The 19,084-nt window shown below is 60.6% G+C and carries 12 protein-coding genes; 5 read left to right on the top strand and 7 right to left on the bottom strand.

Annotation, left to right across the window (positions count from 1 at the left end; genetic code table 11):
- The 6 genes from FJ398_14810 to FJ398_14785 form a co-directional block, all read right to left on the bottom strand.
- On the bottom strand, nucleotides 1–3,933 hold a 3,933-nt coding region (locus FJ398_14810; GenBank protein ID MBM3839207.1), incomplete at its 3' end, for an oxidoreductase.
- 421 nt (nucleotides 3,934–4,354) lie between these two features.
- Nucleotides 4,355–5,701 (bottom strand): DUF1559 domain-containing protein, encoded by a 1,347-nt coding sequence (locus FJ398_14805; protein MBM3839206.1) that lies wholly within the window; start codon nucleotides 5,699–5,701, stop codon nucleotides 4,355–4,357.
- 139 nt (nucleotides 5,702–5,840) lie between these two features.
- Nucleotides 5,841–8,930, bottom strand: a complete 3,090-nt coding sequence (locus FJ398_14800) for a hypothetical protein (protein ID MBM3839205.1) — start codon at nucleotides 8,928–8,930, stop codon at nucleotides 5,841–5,843.
- Between the two features lie 95 nt (nucleotides 8,931–9,025).
- Entirely contained in the window at nucleotides 9,026–10,252 is a 1,227-nt protein-coding gene (locus FJ398_14795) for a formylglycine-generating enzyme family protein (GenBank protein MBM3839204.1), read from the bottom strand.
- Nucleotides 10,249–13,905 (bottom strand): hypothetical protein, encoded by a 3,657-nt coding sequence (locus FJ398_14790; protein MBM3839203.1) that lies wholly within the window; start codon nucleotides 13,903–13,905, stop codon nucleotides 10,249–10,251. Before FJ398_14790 ends, FJ398_14795 begins: the two co-directional genes overlap by 4 nt.
- A gap of 513 nt (nucleotides 13,906–14,418) precedes the next feature.
- Entirely contained in the window at nucleotides 14,419–15,753 is a 1,335-nt protein-coding gene (locus FJ398_14785) for a Gfo/Idh/MocA family oxidoreductase (GenBank protein MBM3839202.1), read from the bottom strand.
- 440 nt (nucleotides 15,754–16,193) lie between these two features.
- On the opposite strand from FJ398_14785, the gene FJ398_14780 reads away from it, so the two are divergent.
- Genes FJ398_14780 through FJ398_14760 form a run of 5 tightly spaced genes read left to right on the top strand, consistent with a single transcriptional unit; the run spans nucleotide 16,194 to nucleotide 18,623 of the window.
- Complete coding sequence (locus FJ398_14780) at nucleotides 16,194–16,490, top strand: DUF1501 domain-containing protein (protein MBM3839201.1); 297 nt, start codon at nucleotides 16,194–16,196, stop codon at nucleotides 16,488–16,490.
- Entirely contained in the window at nucleotides 16,454–17,014 is a 561-nt protein-coding gene (locus tag FJ398_14775; protein ID MBM3839200.1) for a hypothetical protein, read from the top strand. The genes FJ398_14780 and FJ398_14775 overlap by 37 nt, the downstream gene beginning before the upstream one ends.
- A gap of 18 nt (nucleotides 17,015–17,032) precedes the next feature.
- On the top strand, nucleotides 17,033–17,557 hold the full coding sequence (locus FJ398_14770; GenBank protein ID MBM3839199.1) for a hypothetical protein: 525 nt from the start codon (nucleotides 17,033–17,035) through the stop codon (nucleotides 17,555–17,557).
- Nucleotides 17,558–17,588: 31 nt separating this feature from the next.
- On the top strand, nucleotides 17,589–18,092 hold the full coding sequence (locus tag FJ398_14765; protein MBM3839198.1) for an NUDIX domain-containing protein: 504 nt from the start codon (nucleotides 17,589–17,591) through the stop codon (nucleotides 18,090–18,092).
- Between the two features lie 27 nt (nucleotides 18,093–18,119).
- Nucleotides 18,120–18,623, top strand: a complete 504-nt coding sequence (locus FJ398_14760; GenBank protein ID MBM3839197.1) for a nucleoside deaminase — start codon at nucleotides 18,120–18,122, stop codon at nucleotides 18,621–18,623.
- A gap of 164 nt (nucleotides 18,624–18,787) precedes the next feature.
- On the opposite strand, the gene FJ398_14755 is transcribed toward FJ398_14760, so the two are convergent.
- Nucleotides 18,788–19,084: glycoside hydrolase family 13 (locus FJ398_14755; protein ID MBM3839196.1), on the bottom strand; the 297-nt coding region annotated here is incomplete at its 5' end.

Genomic DNA, 19,084 nt, shown 5'->3' with positions numbered 1-19,084 from the left:
GCCGAGCATGGTGGAAGAATCGGAGTTTTGGCCGCCGGTGTTCGAGTACACCTGCGTATCGAGCATGAGCATCTTCACGTTGGGCCGGTTTTGCAGGACCACCTTGGAAACATTCTGGAACCCGATGTCCCCGAACGCGCCGTCGCCGCCGATGACCCAGACCTTCGGCAACTCGCGGATTTCCGGGTCCGTCATGAGCGCGTCGTCCATGTGGGTGAACGTGAAATAATCTGCCGGCGCGATGACCTTCTCCGTGCGGTCGAGCAACGCGTCGCACAGCCGCTCTGGCACCACGGAACGGCGGGCGTGATTCAGGATGAGCGACTCGCCCAGCAGCCAACTGATCGTCGCGCCGTCCTGGAAGAGCGAGTTCATCCACGGATACGGATGCGGGTTGGATGGCGGCGTCGAGCCATACACGGTGTTGCAGCCCGTGCTTGCGCCCATGAACATGACAGACATGCCGTTGGCGCGGCGGCCGTCGATGGCCTGGAGGTGTTTGTGATTGAAAGCGTCCTGGCGCAGCACCGCGGCAAGTGCCTTGACGACCGTCTCCTCTGTGATCGGCCCGTGCTGGGCTTCGTGAGCGGAAATGCGTTTGCCGGTATCTTCGTCGTTCTCGCCGCCCAGACTCATGAGTGTATGAGCAACGGTCTTGCGGAAAAGATCGTATTGATCCGGGGCGCGTTCCTTGAGCGCGCGCAACTTCGCCAGGCCTTCCTGTTCGAGGCGATTGGCCTTCGCCGTCAAACGGTCGGCCTTCTTGTGGTAGAGCGGCCGCATGTAAGCTTCGGTCACCGAAGTGCAGGCGCGGAGGACACTTTTCTCGCCGCAACCGGCGCACGCGCCGTCGCCGGAGACGAGCGCTTCGTAATTGCGTCGGACCATCAGATGATTCCGCAGCGCCGCCTCGCGGGATTGTTCCGGCGTATCGTCAGTGTAAAGCCCCAAGAACTTCTGCGGTGTGTCAGGCAGCAGCCGCGAGAAAATTTGCGCCGTCGTGTGCTTCGCGTTCAATTCCTCGGTTTCAACCGTCATGCGCAACGCGTCGTGGTCGCCGCAGACCTGGACGCATTCGCCGCAGCCTTTGCACAGGTCGGAGACGAAGATGGAGAACAGGCCGCCGGAACCGGCCTGCTTGGTTTCGAGCGAGCGGAAGATGGCGGGAACGGCGGTGTACGCGAGCGGAAGTTGTTCCATGATGCCGGTGAATTCGTTCCTGGCCTGCTCTGAAACGTTGGACAGTTTGGCCACTTCCTCGCCGATAATGTCTTTGAAGGGCAGTTTCTCCTTCTTCTGGACCGCCGCGTTCATCCGGGCCCGGGCGCGCTCTTCTACGCCTTTGAGTTCCTGGATCAATTTGCTCCGTTCGGTCGCGTCCTTGACGTAATGAACGGCCGCGGTCTTGAGAACCGCGCCCACCTCCTGCGCCGTGTTCGGCAAGGCCGTGTCCGGACAAACGCTGATGCACTCCATGCATTGCGTGCAATTCTCCGCGATGTAAACGGGCGTTTCGCGGCGGGCGACATACTTCGACTGGGTGGCGCCCGAACCCGCGGCCATCACGCCGCACGAAGCCAGCGCGCCGGCGGGTTGGTGGTAACCCAAACCGCTGCGATACTCCCGGTCAAACTTGCTCCAGGTCTGGAAGGGGGCGCGCGTTTGGCCGGCCGGCATCGCCAGGCCGCTCAGCGGACTTCCAACGTTGCAGCCCGCCGTGGGAATCATCTCCTGAATCCCCAGCGGCCACACCGGTGGATTGCGCATGCTGGAACGGTCCGGATCGGCAAAATCGCCATACTTGATTTCCTGAACGCGATTGAACCCGTCGTCCATGACCTTCATGTTCGAGGCCACGACGGCCTCGCCGAAGCGCCCGAACTTTTTCTCGTATTGTTTGCGGACCGTCTTGAGGAATTGCTCCTCGCTGATGCCGTATTCCTTCAGGAACGGCGAGACGCGGAAGAACGCCCCCAGAAAGGAATTGCCCTGCATGCGGAGCTGCAATTCGGGGCTTTGCGTGGCTCCCCGCGCAATCTCGAAACCGGGCAGGATGAAGACCCGGATGTTGTTTTCCTTGATGAACTGCCGGTGTTGCTTCGGAATCCGCTGCCAGGCGGTCTCCGGGGTGTCGCTCGATTCCCAAACCAGACAGCCGCCTTTGTTCAGTCCTTCCAGCGGATTCGTGTGTGTGAAAGCTTTGGGATCGCAGCACAGGACGACATCGACGTGGTTCAACTCGCAATTCACCTTGATCCGTTCGGGGGCGACGACCAGGTAGTAATTCGTCGGCGCGCCCTTCTTTTCGGAGCCGTATTTCGGGTTGGCCATGACGAAAAGTTTGTCTTTGAGGCGACCATCTTCCTCGTACTCCGGTTTCATCTGGGAAATCAGCCCGCCAAATTCACCGATGATGGACCCCAAATTCTTCCCCGTCGTGATCATGCCCCAGCCGCCAATGGAGTGGAATCGAACGGCAATCGCCTTTTGCGGCAGCAACGACGGCGTGTCTTTGCTGATGACGCAGTACGGATGATCGATGCCGAGGGTGAAATAAGTCTCGCCATCCGCCGCGCCTTTCCCGTCTTTCCGTCGGGTTTGGCTGATGGCGTATTCGTAAGCGCCCAGCGTGTGTTCGGGCCGAAAGTCGCGCGAGCCAATGCCGTAGGAGCCGCGGAAAATTCTCGGCACTTCATCGGGGGCGAGCGTCGGGAGCAGACCTTTGTAAAGATGGCCTTCAACCGCTTTGCCCAGAGCCGTGCGGATGTCGCGGGCCAGCGGATTGTCCCCCGCCATGCCTTCGTCCGTGCGCTCAATGATGATTACATTCTTCTTCCCGCGCAGCGCATTGATCACCGCGGCTTCCGGAAAAGGCCGGATGACATTGATGTGAATCGACCCCACCTTCGCGTTGCGCTGCTCTCGGAGGTAATCGCAAGCCTCCTCGATGTTCTCCGCCGCGCAACCCAACGATACGAAGACAGTGTCTGCGTCCTCGATTTTGTATTCACTGATGAGGCCGTAATAGCGCCCGGTCAACCGGGCAAACTCAGCGTAAGCGTCTTCCAAAAACTTCAGGATGGGCTCGTTGAAATTATTCCGGCGCGCGACCACGCCGTTCATGTGGTGCTCCTGATTCTGGACGGGACCGAGGAGAATCGGGTTCTTGAGGTCCATCATTTCCGGGATGCGGCGGCGCTTCGGGCCGAAAAGTTCGCGTTGAGCCGGCGTCGGGCAGTCAATGATGTCGCCGGGGGCGCCCAGGAATTCGCGCAGCATTTCCGCTTCGGGCACGCGATAAAGCCGTTCGGAATGCGTGGTCAGCATGCCGTCCTGAATGTTCATGCCCGGATTGAGCGAAAACTCGTTGACCTTGCGGAGGATGATCCCCTGATCCGCCGCTTGCTGGGCATCCTTGGCCATGAGCATGGTCCAGCCGGTATCGAGCGCGGCGTAAAAGTCGTCGTGGCCGCAATGCACGTTCAGGGCGTGCTTGGTCAGCGCCCGCGCGCCGACTTCGAGCACCATCGTGCAAAGTTTTCCGGGAGCGTGATAATACTGTTCCATGGCATACACGATGCCCTGGCCGGAGGTGAAATTGACCACGCGGCGCCCTGTGACCGCGAAAGCCGTAGCGCCGCCTTGAGCTGCGTGCTCGCCTTCGGCCTCGATGGCGATCTTCGATTGACCCCAGACGTTCAGTTCGCCTTGAGCGTAGCTCTGCTGATAAAGCTCGCCCCCTTCCGTGGATGGGGTGATGGGGTAGAACACTCCGCCCTCCGTAATGCGGGTTTCTACGTATTGCGCCACGAGCTGGTTCCCGTTACACGTGACGGGAATGCCAGGGTATTTCGGGCGGGTTGCCGGCGCAGAATGGGCTTTGCCCTTGGCGGCGGCAACGGCGCTTTCAACAGATGCAACAGGTACATTCATAGCAAAATTCAAGAGGCTTCCGGTCTTTGGCGCGATGTCCCGGCAATCGGACCGGATAAGTTACCTCATAGCTCATTGGGGCGTTAGACTCAAAGGAAAAGAGCGGGCAAAAAAGCGCATCCGTGCGCGCAAGCGGGTAAGGACGCGTTCCACCGCGTCTCCGGGAATCCCTCTTTCGATCGCTGGGGAAGGTCAAGGACGGAGTGGTATCCGTCCCGACCCAGTTCAATGGAAAGCTCCCTTGGCCAAGAACCCATGCCTTCGGCCCATGAACCGAAAACCGTGCGGACCGCAGCCTTTAGGCTGCTTCCGCGCACTCCCCGGAGTCGAGCGTTGAAGCGGCCTAAAGGTGCCTAAAGGCCGTGGTCCGAAGAGCCGGGTTTCATGGGAAGAAGAAGCGGCGCCCTGTCGGGAAGCCGGCTCACGGCTCCGCCCGGTTTTCGTCCTGGGACATCTCGAAGCTGAAAACGTATTTCTTGGCCGGAATCCACTCGGCATGGCCGTCGCAAAACGCAACATTGCCCCCGCCATCTCCGTGATTGTCCACCGGGTCCGGATAATTCTGGCGCGCGCCTGGGAAAAGCTCGTCCGCATCCAGCACAATCCAAATGCGCGAGGGTCCGGCGATCACGCCTTTCAAACCGAACGCGTTGAAACGGTGCGCGTAATTCTGGACGGACGCGAGGGTCTTCTTTACGCCCGGAGTGGGGCGCGGTGCGCCGTGGATCGGAATCTCGGTAACGCTGCCGCCGTTGAAGTTCATAAATCCGAACACTTCGTAACTGCTCCCGGGGTTCTTCGATTTCCCCGAAGCGGTTCTGAATAAATAACGAAGTCCCGGCTCGCCGGTAACCTCGTGCCTTCCCGCGTTCGTAGGGATGTAATTCTGCGTGCTCGGACAAGTGAAGCTTTTGAGCGTCGAGACGTAATTCGAGTAGAGCCAGTTGAGATCGTCGTCGCCGTCGAACACGTTCGCGCCCAGATAACCCTTGGCGTCATCATCGGCGTAAAGCGCGGTGCCAAGGCCAATTTGTTTCAAGTTGTTCAAGCAGGAAATGCGGCGGGCTCGCTCCTTGGCCTGCGCCAGGGCCGGCAACAGCAATCCGGCAAGAATCGCGATGATCGCGATGACGACGAGCAATTCGATGAGAGTAAAGGCGGTGCAATCGGCGAGAGTCCTGAACCTCGGGCGCGGAACGCCGGTCTCCGACCCGGCGCGGTTCGGTGAGGCTTTGTCAACGCGTCGGATCGGAGATCGGCGCTCCAGGTCATGGGAGGCTTCTTCGGTTGCGAAACCATGCACCCGGCTCTTGAACCTAAAACTGCACGGACCGCAGCCTTCAGGCTGCTTCTGGCCACACTCCGGAGTTCGGCGTTGAAGCGGCCTAAAGGTCGCGGTCCGAGGAGAAAGTTCATGGGAAGCACCCACGGCCTTCGAGCCGTGCACATGGTCCATGAACCCAAGACCGGGCGGACCGCAGCCTCCAGGCTGCTTCCGCGCACTCCGCGCTGTCGAGCGTTGAAGCGGCCTAAAGGCCGCGGTCCGAAGAGACGGATCGCCATTCCAACCGCTGTTGGAGTTTTGGTGATAATCGTCGGTTACGACCATGCCGATATAAAGGTTGGCTTCGTCCCACGTAATCGCCCAGGCAGTCGAATGATCCTCCGGGCCGGTCCAAACGCTATCGGTCGCGATCGTCGTGGCCCCGCTCAACGTTTCGAACGACACCAATTGCTTGGGGGCACCCTTGGGGATCGAGAATTTCACGTCTTTCCAAATCGTCGCGCCGCCCCAATCGGACAGATTCCCATCGATCAGGACCGTCTTCTTGGCGGCAGAGTAGTTTTCCAGAAAAAAAGACCGGAGTCGCCTCCGGTCTTTTCGCCCTAGATGAGATGCTGAGCCATTAATTTCCGCTGGCCCGGTAGAACTTGGTTCCGGACGGGGTTACCGAGTAAGGGCTAGCCGCGTTGGCGACATCTGCCCACGGTCCCGTGATGGCATCGGCTGATTGCAGTTTGCCTGAACTCCAGGTGATGGAGACCCGGCCCGCGCTTTGTGCGATCGACAGCGTCGGTTTTGTCGTCACTGGCGCCGCAGGGACATCGTAAAACGCGATGTTGTCCACGGCGAAGTACCAACTGTCGGTGCCCATAGCGGCAAAGCGGAGCCGGACATCCGCTTTCTTGTTGGCCTCGGGCAGGCGGAACATCTCGACTCGCTTGCCTTCCACCTGATCGTCATTGACGCGGGGCACAATGTACGGGCCGAGCGCCGGCGTAATCGCTGCGCCGATGCCGTCGCCATACTTGTCGCCTTTCGTCACGTCACCCACTTTCCAACTGGACGTATCGGTGTTCGCATCGTTAAACGTCCGGAGTGCGTCCACGGTTCCATCTCCGTTCAACTTGATATCCGGGCCGTCCAGGAAATAGACGACGGGCAGCCAGGTCTTGCCCGCATCGACGGAGTACTCGACTGCGCCCAGGCTGTCCTGATTCTGCTCGTAAATACTGCTGAACGTCAGGGCGACATTATTGATCTGGGAGCAATCGAAGGGCTTGCTCATAATGAACTGAGTCTGGCCGTCATAACCGCGATCCAACGCGTCCGTGTTGCTTCGGCTGTCCGACTCGGCATAGAGCACGTTGCCGGACATGAGCCAGTCTGGGAATGTGCCGCCCACCGGGTCGCCGTTTTTGATTTCTTTGCCGTTGTACAACAGACCCGGCGCGATGTTGAAAGGTCTGCCGCCGTCAATCGCATTGATGTTCTCGGTCTTCACCAGGACCCAGTTCTCATAGCTTTCCGAGCTTTGATTGGTGATATCTCGCCCGTCCACATTGCGGGCGGTGAAGTTTGTCGCCACCCATCCGGTCGGCTGCGAATCCTCCGGATAGCTGTCAAAGGTCTCGAGAATCTTTGGCGCGGGCAGAACGATGTTCTTCAGATTGTAGAACGTCCAGGTCTGATTCCGCGTAAACGCCCCGGTCGTGTCCTTGAAGATCAACTCGGCGGTGTGCTTGTCCTGGGGAAATTGCAGCCCGCTCGGCGTGTAGGTCACAGTGACATTGGCCCCTTGCCGCGACAACGTCGGCGTCACTGCGGCTCCGTCCAATTTGAGGACAATCGACTTGTCGTCCACCTTTTTCGGGTCGCCGTCCGTCACGACCACTTTCACGGAAGAACTGACTCTGGCCAACTGTCGCGGCGCCGGGCCTGGAGAGATCGATTTGATCGACGGGTCCAGCGCGGCGCCGATCACTCCGCGGTAGGCTTTGAGTCCTCCGTCGGCCGTGTCGTTGATGAGCACCCTGGTTCCGTCCGGTTTGACGGTGAACCATTCCACGGCCGAGTCGCCGCCTCCTTCCTCATAGATCATGCGAAAGGGATAAACTCCGGCTTTCTCGGCAAACACCGAGAAGGTCGTATTGGCGACGCCGCGGCCGCCATCGAACTCACCGAGGATCGGCGCAAACGCATCAAACGGATTGGGCGACAATGCTCCGTAAACGCGGAAGCCGTCGTCGCTGTTCACTCCCATGGTGGTTTCGCCCGCTGGCAATTCGAGGAACGTGATGATCTCCAAAGAATAGTTGTTGTCGTTCGTGCCGTCGTTGGCCAGCCCTGGGGTGTCCTGGGTATCGTTGTTTGTGAAATTGCCTTGCCCGCCGGTGTTCCAATAATTGATGGTGCCGGGCTCAGGGAAGTACGAATTCCCGAATTGCTTTTCCGTGAACCGCGAGGTGTCTGCGGTGTTCTCGCCCTGCAAGCCGGCGAGCTGATCTTCGGTCCAGGCAATGCTGTTCGGGTTGGCGGCCGCGGTCTTGTAGGTCCGCACCAGGAAACCGGGCTTGCCTGTGTCGGGCTGGACGGCAATCGAGCCGGTGAGATAGAAGCGCGTCTTGAAACTTCCCGAGTCCGTCACAACGTTCCCCTGGGTATCCTTCACTTCGATCGTGTAGGTGTGCTCAGAGCCGGGAGGAAAGGGCGCGGTGGCCGTGTAAGTGAAATCAGTAGCCTCGCCCGTTTTCTTCGAAGAGAGCGTGGCGGCCTTCCCATCAATCGTCAGTTTGGCGCTATTTGGGTCCACAACCGACGAGCCTTTGTCCGTGGCTCGAAATGTGAAGGATGAGACACCGGGATTGATAGCCGAAAAAAACAGACGATCCACCGTGGGCGTGTTCGGGCTCAGGGTCACCAGCGCCGTCTGCTGCGGCGTCTTGCCGAAGACGATGGAGTGCGCGCCCAGTCCACCCCAGCCTTTTTGGCCCTGCTGGCCCGCTTGCCCGTACTGCACGCCATCGACCAATGCCCCGTCGCCGTCATTGATCGCCATGCCAAGACCGAACTTGATCCCCGCAGTGAGCGGCGGCGTCAAATCGAGCGCCGAGGCGGGCAGCTTGATTTCGTAGTAAGTCTTCTTCTTGGCGCCATCGCGTTTGACGATCGCCTCAGTCCCGCCGGGACCAGCCTCGTGATGAACAACAACCGGATCGGCCAGGTTCGCGTCCGCGACAAAGAGGCCTTTGGCATCTTCGTAACCGCCAAGCGCATAGTTGTAGAGCGCGATTTGCTTGTCGCGGGCGGCATTGGCAATCATGAGCTGGACCGAATCGCCGTTCCAGGCGTTGCCGGAGATATTCTCGTGATAATCGTCGGTCACGACAAAACCGAAATACACATTATCCACGTCCCAGGCCACCTGAACCGCCGAGGTTTGATCGTCCGGCCCGCTCCAGGTCCCCCCCGAATACTCCTCAAACAGGACAAGCCTTCCGCTGGCGCCCGAGCCTTTGGGAATCGCAAATTTTGGATCGGCGAGCACGGGCACGCCGGCCCAGTCTGCAAAGTTGCCGTCGAGCGTAATCGGCTTGGTCACGCGCGTGGCGTCGTAGGTTTCTTTTCCGGGTTCGATGTCGTTGGCTCCGGTGGCGGACGGGCAAACGCAGAACGCGGATGCCAAGGTGAGGGGGAGGATGATTCTTTTGAACATATGATTTGATTAGTTGAGCACTTTATCGGTACGGAATGCTACTCTGCCGACCTCGCTTCGCCAGCACTTTTTCCAACTAAATTAGTTAGATCCGCTCAGAACTGTTTCATGACCGGGCCCAATGCGATCCGGAATCCCACGAAGTGAATCCCGTTCGATGGCGCCATCATGAACCGGTTGGCCGACCGCGCGAAATCGGCGTCGTGGTACCAACTGCCGCCCCGAAAAACCCGAAACTTGCCGTGCGCGGGGCCAAGCGGGTTGGTCACCGCATTCGTCGGATAATCTCCGAACCAATCCAGGCACCATTCCCATACGTTGCCATGCACATCGTGCAACCCCCAGGGATTCGGGCGTTTCTGGCCAACCGGATGCGTGGCGTTCTCGCTGTTTTCCGCGGTCCAGGCGTATGGGTCGGCCTCCTTGGCTGAGTCTCCGAAGCCGAAGAGGTTCGTGGTCCCGGCGCGGCAAGCGTATTCCCACTCTGCTTCCGACGGGAGCCGGTATTCGTAGCGGTCCGGCAGGCGTCCGGCGAGGCGCTCGCGCTTCGTCACCGCCGAACAATAGGCGAGCGCATCGACGTAGCTGACCTTTTCGACCGGGCGCTGCGGGTCGTCTTTGAAATGGCTGGGGTTTCGTCCCATGAGGGCCACGAATTCGTTTTGTGTGACCTCATATTTCCCAAGCCAAAAATCGCGAGTGATCGAGACAGGATAGTTGCCGCGCCTGAAAGTGCCGGCCTTGATCGGAACCATGTTGGTCAGTGGAACCAGTTCAACCTTCGCCGGCGTTGGGGCAGGCTGGCCTCCCGGCAAGGAAACAGGCCGGTCGCTGCAGCCGAATTGACAAAACGCAAAAAGAAGAAAGAACCCGCAAAGCCCGGAGCGCGGACAGCCATGTTCGCGCGAAACCGCCGAAAAGAAATCGTGGATATGGCTGCCCGCGTTCCTTTGCGGAAGTTCATGTTCATCGGAGGGTATCTCTACCTTTCGGGCCTGATTACGACCCTTGAACCAGGTAGGGCGAGTCCGTCCCGGCGAGCCGCTCGACGTGACTGGAACACGTCCGAGTCGGCTCGCCGGAGACAGGCTCGCGCTACCGTCAGCTTCTTGGGAAGCTTCCTTGGTCCGATTACCATGCACTCGGCCCTTGAACCTGAGACCGGGCGGACCGCAGCCTTCAGGCTGCTTCCGCGCACTCTCCGCAGTAGAGCGTTGAAGCGGCCTAAAGGCCACGGTTCGGAGGAACGGTTCATGGGAAGCTGGATCTTGGAATGGCGATATTTTCAGTTGCACGGGCTTGTTAATTTCGGCGGGATTCATTTTTCGAAATTCACCCGCAGTTCCAAGGTTTGGTCAGGCACAGGCACGGTCTGCTCCTTGCCGCCCGGCCATCGAATCCAAAGACTGACTGGCCGCCCCGCCAAACCAAGCACCTGAACAGCGCCGTCCTGCGACCAGTAGCCGGACCCGGCTTGCACCGTTCGGCACGGGCCGTTGCGGTCCCCGGCGTAGAGCAAGCGCATCTGCGCGCCGACCGCTTCCGGGTTGGAGGACGGTCCAGTGAGCACCACGCGAAGACCGCGCCGGGAAAGTCGGTTGAGATACAGCCTGATCGGTCCATTGCTTTGAGAAACCGCCAGGTCCACACGCCCATCGCGGTTGATGTCCGCGAGGGCCGCGCCGCGCTGTTCGCCCTCGATTTCGATCCCCGTAACGCTCGCGTCCATCGCGGTGAACGTCCCGTTTCCATTGCCGCGAAGCCACAAACCGCGCCCGCCGTCGTCGCGAGACAAGTCCGAGGCGCTCCCGAAGAAATTCTGGCTGAGGAACAAGTCCTCCATGCCGTCGCCGTCGAGATCCCCAACATTGACCGAAAAGACGGGAGCCCTCTGAGCCTCCCGAGGCAGCGTCATTCGCTCGAAGTGCGAACCGCGATTCAGCAGCACGACCGATTCGAAGTGCGCAGCCTCGACAGTTCTGGCTTTCGGGTAGCGCTCGCCTAGAATGTCCGGCACGGTGGCTTTTCCGTACGCTTGATGCGTCGCGAATCGAATCGGCAGATCGGGCCATCCCCGCGCCAGCCAGGTGCGATCGCGCACAGGAAACCACCGGAGCGCAGAGGGCGGAGTGCGGAGTGCGGAATTGGAGTCGGGCCACGCTTCGATCAGTTCGAGATTCCCGTCCGAGTTGGAATCCTCGTAAAAGATGCGCCGCGGGCCGGGGCGATGGAGTTCGTAAATTGAGTTGCGCCCCCAATTGCCTGCGGCGAGGTCCAATTTGCCATCGCCATCGAAATCGCCCGCCGTGATGCTCGTCCACCAGCCGGTGAGTTCGTGGAGCGTGGAGCGTGGAGCGTGGAGCGTTGGAGCTTCTCTCGCCGGCGTGATTGCCGGGTTCCAGTCGGTGAAGGTTCCTTTCTCGTTGAGGAAAACGCGCAAAGAACCCCATTCCAAGGCCAGCGCCAAATCGGGATCGCGGTCGCCATCCAGATCCGCAAACGTGGCGCCGCTGACCAGGCCGAGCGCTTCAAACGGTTCGCTCAGCGAACGGCTCGGCCGCAACTCTCCGTGTTCGTTCAGCCAGACGGCTGATGAGACCGGCTCCGGATACCGGCCCGGAAGAAATCGTCCCCCGACAAACAAGTCCAGATCGGCATCCCCGTCGATATCGGCCAGTGCAAGGGGACCGAGGCTCCCATCGCCAGCGGGCCAGCGTCGAGGTTCCGCCAGGTTTGTCAGGGAATACGCTCGAACGGCGCTTTCCGCCGACTGAGGTGCCCCGTAGTTCGATTCGGCCACGAGCAGAATTCTACTTCCCTTGCCGTCAGGCCAGCCCACCACCGCGCCGTGGTCTCCAGAAGCCGACGATGGACTTTCAAGCTTTTGAAATCCTTTGCCTTGTTTGTTTGCGAACACGGTCAGTTTGCCGCCCTTGGCTGGCGTGACGATCAAATCCTCCCAACTGTCGCCGTCGAGATCGAACCAGCACAAGCCCGGCCCTAATCGGCTCAAGCGCCGCGGCAAGAGCGGCTGGCGCGCCCAGTCATCGAACGCATCCTCCGTGTGGAGGTGGTTGAGCAGATGACTCATGTCCTCGAAGATGGTTCGCGGGTGTGGGGCAGGCTTTCCAGCCTGCCGGTTCTCCGGGCTTTCCTGCCCGGAGATTCCGGCGGCTGGAAAGCCGCCCGAACCCGCCGCCTGGAAAGGCGGCGCTACGACCGACCCGGCTTCGTCGATCTCATAGACACGATTTGCCTGAACTCCTTCCACCACGCTCCGCTTGCCGCTTCGCCAGATCACTTCGAGCCGCAAGGACGCTCCGTCCTTCGCCTCCGCTGCGAACACGCGCAGCGCTTGGTCTCCGGACATATAACGGCCCCCGCAAATCATCTCCTGGCTCTGCGGAACAGAGCCTCCTGTCAGACGGACACGCGCACCGATGCCCTGCGCATTCGGCGGCCGTCCCTTCAATCGGACCTGGACGCGGCCCGCCGGCGCGTCGTTGCGATACAGACTTGCCGCCGCGTTCAGATTGTTCACCACCACATCCAAATCACCGTCATTGTCCAGATCGCCCAACGCCATGCCGTACGAAATGCCGGGCTGATCGAAACCCCATTCCCTGTCCATCGGTTCCAACGTTCCGTCGCGGCGATTGCCAAAGGCCGCGTTACGGGTCGCGAACGCCGGATGAAACTGGCGCGACCGCTTGAGTTGTTCCTGGCTCATCCGGCGCTGATTGCGCAACTGATCGTGGCTGTCCTGATCCATCACATCGAAACTGAAGCCGTTCGTGACCAGCAAATCTTCATAGCCATCCAGATCGACATCGACAAACACCGGGCACCACGACCAATCCGTGGCCGCCACGCCGGCCATCAACGCCGCCTCCACGTACGACCCGTCCGGCTTGCCCAGGCCAAGCGTGTTCCGATTGTAGCGCGGCCGCGCATCGATTTGCTCGAGTTCCTGAGCGTCGGGAATGTCCCTGACGAGCTGGGTCATCCGCTTGCTGTGCTCGCGCGCCAACATATCAACGACAATGAAGTCGTCGATCCCATCGCGGTCGATGTCCGCGAAATCGATGCCCATCGAAGACCGGCTCGTGTGCCGAAGTTTCAGGGGATCTACCGCGCGAAAAGCGCCCTGGCCTGTGTTGATCCAGAAGCGATCCGGCGACGCATTGTCGTTGCACACGTAGAAATCGGGAGCGCCGTCCCCATTCACGTCTCGGAACATCACGGCCAATCCCCAATCCCGATACGGTGGAATCTCATTGCCCGCTTCGTTCAGGAACACGCCCGCCTCGAATTGGATCGCCATGAAGCGGCCCCGGCCGTCATTGCGATAAAGCCCGTGGACCTCCGGCAATTCGCGGACGCGTCCGTCGGGCAGCGCTTCGAATCGATCCTTCCACCGCGGCGAACTCGTCGGCTGGCCATTGACCCGTGTCACCATCCACTGGTCGCCCTTCCGAGCCATCGCAAACCGGGTCGTCGGATCGGCCAGATGCATCACGTCGATGTAATGCGCGCAGTAAAGATCCAGATCGCCGTCGCCGTCGATGTCGGCGAGCGCCAGGGAAGTCGCCGATGCGGTGCGCGACAGCCCCGAATCCCTGGCTTCCGTGAAGCGGCCTTTGCCGTCATTGAGAAAGAGCCGTGTTCCCGCCGCGATGCCATTCACAAGAAGGTCCAAATCCTCGTCGCCATCAAGGTCTGCGAAGGTAGTCCCGGTGGAGAGTTGTTCCCCGCAGGCGGCATCACCCGGATTGATTTCCTCAAAGCGCCAGCCACCGAGATTGCGATAAAGCCGATTCGGGCCCTGCAAACTGCACAGGTAAAGATCCGCCAGGCCATCGCCATCGATGTCACCAATCGCAAGACCCGCTCCGTTGTGCGCCACGGCGTTGGTCAGGAAGGCGTCGCCCTGCAGGGCGTTCGTAAACCAGACTCCGGTGGCTTTGGGTTGCATGAGAACAAAGCCGACTTTTCCATTCGGATCGGGGCGCACCTCCGCACTTTGGAATCCCGGGCCTTTCGTCCAGGACAAAGCAGGAGCGCTCCGCACGCAGAGACTTTGAAAGAGGACGAGGATGCTGAGAACGCAACAAGCCCGATTCACCGGTTGAGCAAAGACGGAGCTTCTCGCGGTGTCAATTCTTTGAAGTCTGGTTCTTGGCCGCGCCCGTGGCCGCAACGTGCCCTTGATCTCCGCCAGGATCCTGGAAGCATGAAGGTTTACCGCGCGAACTTCGCCTGGATTGATCCCGGGGATTTGCGCAGCCGTCGCCAAGTCCGACAACGCCGCCTGCAACTCGGCGCTGAACTGAGGCGCTTCCGGCTAAGAACGTGTTTTGAAAATGGGTGGAACGGGCTACCAGCCCGTTTTCGGCGGCGACTTGCCGCCGAACATTGCGGCAGGCTGGTAGCCTGCCGCAACAGGCCAGTGGCCTGTTCCACCCAAAAGGCATTCTAAAAACGTGCTCTAAACCGCCCAACCGACGCGGTACGGCGGATTGATCAATTCGTTCGCCGCTTCCGAGTTGGTGAAGCGCAGATTGGCGCCGTCCCAGAGCAACTTCCCTTTCGTGCGGATCGCGATGTTGCCCAGCAAAACCACTTCTGCCAGATGCGCGGCGTGGTCCACAAAGTTCGAGCCGGCCGGCGTCCCGCCTTTGCACGCCTGGAGCCATTCGACGTAATGGCCGGGCGAACGTGCCAAGACGCGCGCCGGCGCGCCGATCTCTCGCGCCTTGCTCGCCGGAATGATTTGGTGGCCGTACATTTTGCCCTTGTCGCCGACGATCAACAGCCAGTCGCCTTCGGCAAACTTCTCGCTCGGCTCGAATTCCTCCGGACACGGCGGCTTGAGACCGCCGTCCCACCATGTCATCGTCACTGCCTGGCGATCTCCCGCAGCCGGGAAGAACCATCGCGTGATCGACGAAAGCGGCGCGGTCTCGTTCGCGATCTCGGGCGGGCATTGATGATTCGACGATGAGGCCTCAACCCAGGCCGGATGCCCGAGCTTCAACGCTTTGAACACCGCCGAAAACTGATGGCACCCGATGTCGCCCAAAACCCCCGTCCCGAAATCCCACCACCCGCGCCACGCGAACGGATGATACGACGGATGATACGGCCGCTCCGGCGCCGGTCCCAGCCACAAGTCCCAGTTCAAATGCGCCGGCACCGGCGGCGTCTCGTTCGGCCGCCGGATTCCCCGCGGCGAGATGGGCGGAAAGCGGTTGGACCCGCCATGAACTTCGCGCACCGCGCCGATCGCTCCCGACCCGATCGTCTCACCGAGCAACCGGGCGGACTCGCTGGCCTGCCCTTGATTACCCATTTGCGTCGCCACCTTCGATTCCTTCGCGACCTTCGCCATCAACCGCGCCTCGAAGACCGAGTGCGTGAGGGGCTTTTGACAGTGCACGTGTTTCCCCATTTTCATGGCCAGGATGCTCACGACGGCATGCGTGTGATCCGGCGTGGCGACCACGACCGCGTCGATGTCCTTCTGCGTCTCCAGCATTTTCCGGAAGTCAGCGTGAAGTTTGGCTTTGGGATAATTCTTGGCGTTGCGAGCGAGCGCGTTCGCGTCCACGTCGCATAACGCGACAATGTTTTCGCCGGCGACACTGCGGATATCGCCGGAACCCATGCCGCCGACGCCGACGCCCGCGATGTTGAGTTTCTCGCTCGGCGGCGTCTGGCCTTGCCCGCCCAGGACATGCCGAGGGACAAGAGTGAAAGCGGCCGCAGCGGCGCCGGTCTTAAGGGCTTCGCGCCGGGTGATTTGATGAAGGATGGATTTCATAAGGAGTCGTTTTCTCTGTACGCCCTATCAGACCCGCGCGACTTGATTCACGTCAAGGCCAGACAGGCATCTCGATGGCGTCTCGACGTAGCGCGGGCTTTCGAGCCTGCGGGTTCACGGAGCTTTCGAGCTCCGTTTCCGGATCTGCGAGGCTGGGGACTCGAAAGTCCCCGCGACCGGCAGGCTGGAAAGCCGGCTGGAAAGCCTGCCCGACCTGGAACAGCTCTCCGGTAGGGCGAGTCCGTCCCGGCGAGCCGCGCGCTTGGAACACGTCCGACTCGGCTCGCTGGGGACAGGCTCGCCCTACCATCTGAATGGGACGAAATCAGGCGGTTCATTTGCCGGACTGACTGGGGAGCCAAGGGAGACGCGCCGGATTGCCGATTGCTTCGAGTGCTTGGCCCGCGTATGCTTCAGACAGTTCAACCGAAAGGCATCCTATGCCGAGCGACGCTTGTCCCCATTGCGCTGGCCAGCCCTTGACCCGCCGCGAGATGTTGGTTCGCTGCGCAAACGGATTCGGCGCCGTCGCGTTGCTGGCGCAAATGGCCGAGCGCTCTCTCGGCGACGGGTCCTCCGCTTCGCACTCGCTGGCTCGCCGGATGGGACATCATCGGGCCAAAGCCCGAAGCGTGATTTTCCTCTACATGGATGGCGGGCCGTCGCAGGTGGACACGTTCGATCCGAAGCCCTCGCGCTCATGGACGAGCGCAGCATTCGCGCCGTCCCGGTTCTGAACGAGGATCGCACCTGCCGCGGCCTGGTCTCGCTTTTCAAGATGGGGAAATTCTTCTTCCCGACTCCCAACCGCCTGATCGATTCGAGACCAATCTGCGCGTCGGTTCGGAACCTGGCGCGGACCTTGAACGGACAGATCGTTCAGGCGCGAGAACCCGATCGCGAAGAGGAACTCGTGCTTATGATCGGCGCCATGAGCGTCGAATCGTTCGAGCAACGCCTCGCCAAATTCCCGCCCGAAAAAATTGTCGTCGTGGCCGGGGACCGCGCCGACATCCAGAGCGTGGCCATTCGCGAGCGCGTCCGGGTGATTGTGATCACGGGCGGGCTTCTCGCGGCGGACTCCGTCATCGCAGAGGCGCGCCAAAACGGCGTCAGCGTGATTCTGTCGCCTCATGATTCGGCGACGACGGCGATGCTGTCCCGCGCGTCGATCACGGTGCCCCACGTGATTCACGAGGAGTTCCTGGTGTTTCGGGAGGACGAATCGCTGGAGCACGCCCGCCCCATCGCGATCGAGTAGAATTTCCATGCCTTCCCGGTGCTGGACGCGAACAAGCGAACGGTCGGCATCCTGACCAAGTCCGACTTTTTGAAAAAGGTGGAACGGCAGCTCATTTTGGTGGATCACAATGAATTGTCGCAAGCCGTGCAAGGCGCGGATCAGGTCGAGATTCTGGAAGTGGTGGATCATCACCGCATCGGCCTGGCCACGAGCCAGCCGATTCTCTTTCGCAACGAGCCGGTCGGTTCGACGAGCACGATCGTGGCGAATTGCTTCCTGCAGCACGGCTTCGAAATCCCGACGAACATCGCCGGGCTGCTCCTGGCGGCGCTGGAAATCCATCGCCGGAGCCAGGGCTGCTTTTTCTCCGGGGTGTTGGTGACGGACGTGGTGAGCCAATCGTCCTTGCTTCTGATCGCGGCTCCGGACGCTTTGCGGCGGCGGATCGATTATCCGGAGGCGCAGCCCGGCGTCTATGAGCTCGCCGGAATCGTCTCGCGCAAAAAGCAGTTGCTGCCTTACCTCATCCACATCTTGAGACAGATCGCTATCCAGCGTTGAAGCAGCCGCCGTTTGATGGTTCACTCCGCGCATGGCGCTGCCTTATCAAGTGGCCACGCTGCTTTATTGTTTCAACGAGCGGGACGAAGTCCTGCTCCTGGAACGCAGCCAGGAACCGAATCGCGGGCTCTGGAGTCCCTGCGGCGGAAAACTGCACACCGAACTCGGCGAGTCGCCCTATGCATGCGCTTGCCGCGAAGCGCAGGAAGAAATGGGTTTGAATCTTCAGCCGCCGGATTTGCACCTGACCGGCCTGATCAGCGAACACGGCTACGCAGGGCAGGCGCACTGGCTCATGTTCTTGTTCGAGGTGAAACCGCGCCTCAACGCGCTCCCGCCCGGCAACCGCGAAGGCGTTTTCCGATTCTTCCCCGCCCACGATCTGGAGACGCTGAAGCTGCCGCAGACCGACCGCGAGCAAATCTGGCCGCTGTTCTGGCGCTGCCGGGGCGGGTTTTTCGCCGCGCATTGCCATGGTCATCCGGACGGGCGGAACGAGTGGACTCTGGAGGAAACGCTTCCGCGCCGAATTTGAAATTTGAAATTTGAAATCGCAAACCCCATGGACGCTCCGATCATCGACCTGCAAAGCGATCACTACTTTATGGGGGAAGCGTTGCGGCAAGCGGCCCGCGCCTATGAAGCGGAAGAAGTGCCGGTCGGCGCGGTGATCGTCCGGGAAGGCCGCGTGATCGCTCGCGCCAGCAACCAGGTCGAATTGCTCAAGGACGCCACCGCGCACGCGGAGATGCTGGCCATCACTCAGGCCGAGGAAGCGGTGGGCGATTGGCGATTGAACGGCTGCACGCTTTATGTGACCAAGGAGCCTTGCCCGATGTGCGCCGGAGCGGTGGTTCACGCGCGTTTGGATCGCGTGGTCTTCGGGGCCATCGATCTTAAGGCGGGCGCCGCCGGGAGCGTGTTGAATCTGCTGCAATTCCCTTCTTTGAACCACCGGTGTGAGGTGACCCCCGGCGTGCGAGAAGCCGAGTGCCGGTCATTGCTCCAGAATTTCTTCGCCGAGCAGCGGACGAAGCCCGCGGACCGCCGCGACCGCCAGGATTGATGGTTCGCAGTGGTTCTTCGCTATTCTCAGTGGTGGCAGCGTCGTAGATTTCGAACGTCCCCATCTCCAAACAAACCAGGAAGTTGGCCACTGGAATCAGCGAGCAGGGCTCTCCACCGAACGTCAAACCGCGCAAGTACAACTTTGAACTCGCCTCTCAGGCCTCAACTCACCGCGATGAGCGATATCTTTTCGTTCCTCTCATTCCTCCCAACGCCCTGCGCTCTAGGATCGAGGCGCGTTTTGCCATCGACGAGAAAAAGGTAGCGATGATGCCCGTGCGTCAGGGCCACCTGAATCATCCACGCGCCGTCGGGTTGGCGTTTCATGGGGTGCGCGTCCGGGAGCCATTCATTGAAGTCGCCGATCACCGAGACATGTTTTGCTTCGGGCGCGTAATAAACAAAATTGACCGGGATCGCGAAATTTTTGGCGGAATACCGAGGGGAGGAACCGGCGGC

The organism is Verrucomicrobiota bacterium (assembly GCA_016871535.1).
GTDB lineage: Bacteria > Verrucomicrobiota > Verrucomicrobiia > Limisphaerales > SIBE01 > VHCZ01.
The sequence above is the reverse complement of the archived record's forward strand: the minus strand, read 5'-3'. Positions and strand labels throughout refer to the sequence as shown.

Coding starts and splice junctions, on each gene's coding strand:
- FJ398_14795 (MBM3839204.1), bottom strand. CDS start 10,252: ATGAATCCCGCCGAAATTAACAAGCCCGTGCAACTGAAAATATCGCCA.
- FJ398_14765 (MBM3839198.1), top strand. CDS start 17,589: ATGGCGCTGCCTTATCAAGTGGCCACGCTGCTTTATTGTTTCAACGAG.
- FJ398_14790 (MBM3839203.1), bottom strand. CDS start 13,905: ATGCAACCCAAAGCCACCGGAGTCTGGTTTACGAACGCCCTGCAGGGC.
- FJ398_14760 (MBM3839197.1), top strand. CDS start 18,120: ATGGACGCTCCGATCATCGACCTGCAAAGCGATCACTACTTTATGGGG.
- FJ398_14785 (MBM3839202.1), bottom strand. CDS start 15,753: ATGAAATCCATCCTTCATCAAATCACCCGGCGCGAAGCCCTTAAGACC.
- FJ398_14775 (MBM3839200.1), top strand. CDS start 16,454: ATGGACGAGCGCAGCATTCGCGCCGTCCCGGTTCTGAACGAGGATCGC.
- FJ398_14780 (MBM3839201.1), top strand. CDS start 16,194: ATGCCGAGCGACGCTTGTCCCCATTGCGCTGGCCAGCCCTTGACCCGC.
- FJ398_14800 (MBM3839205.1), bottom strand. CDS start 8,930: ATGTTCAAAAGAATCATCCTCCCCCTCACCTTGGCATCCGCGTTCTGC.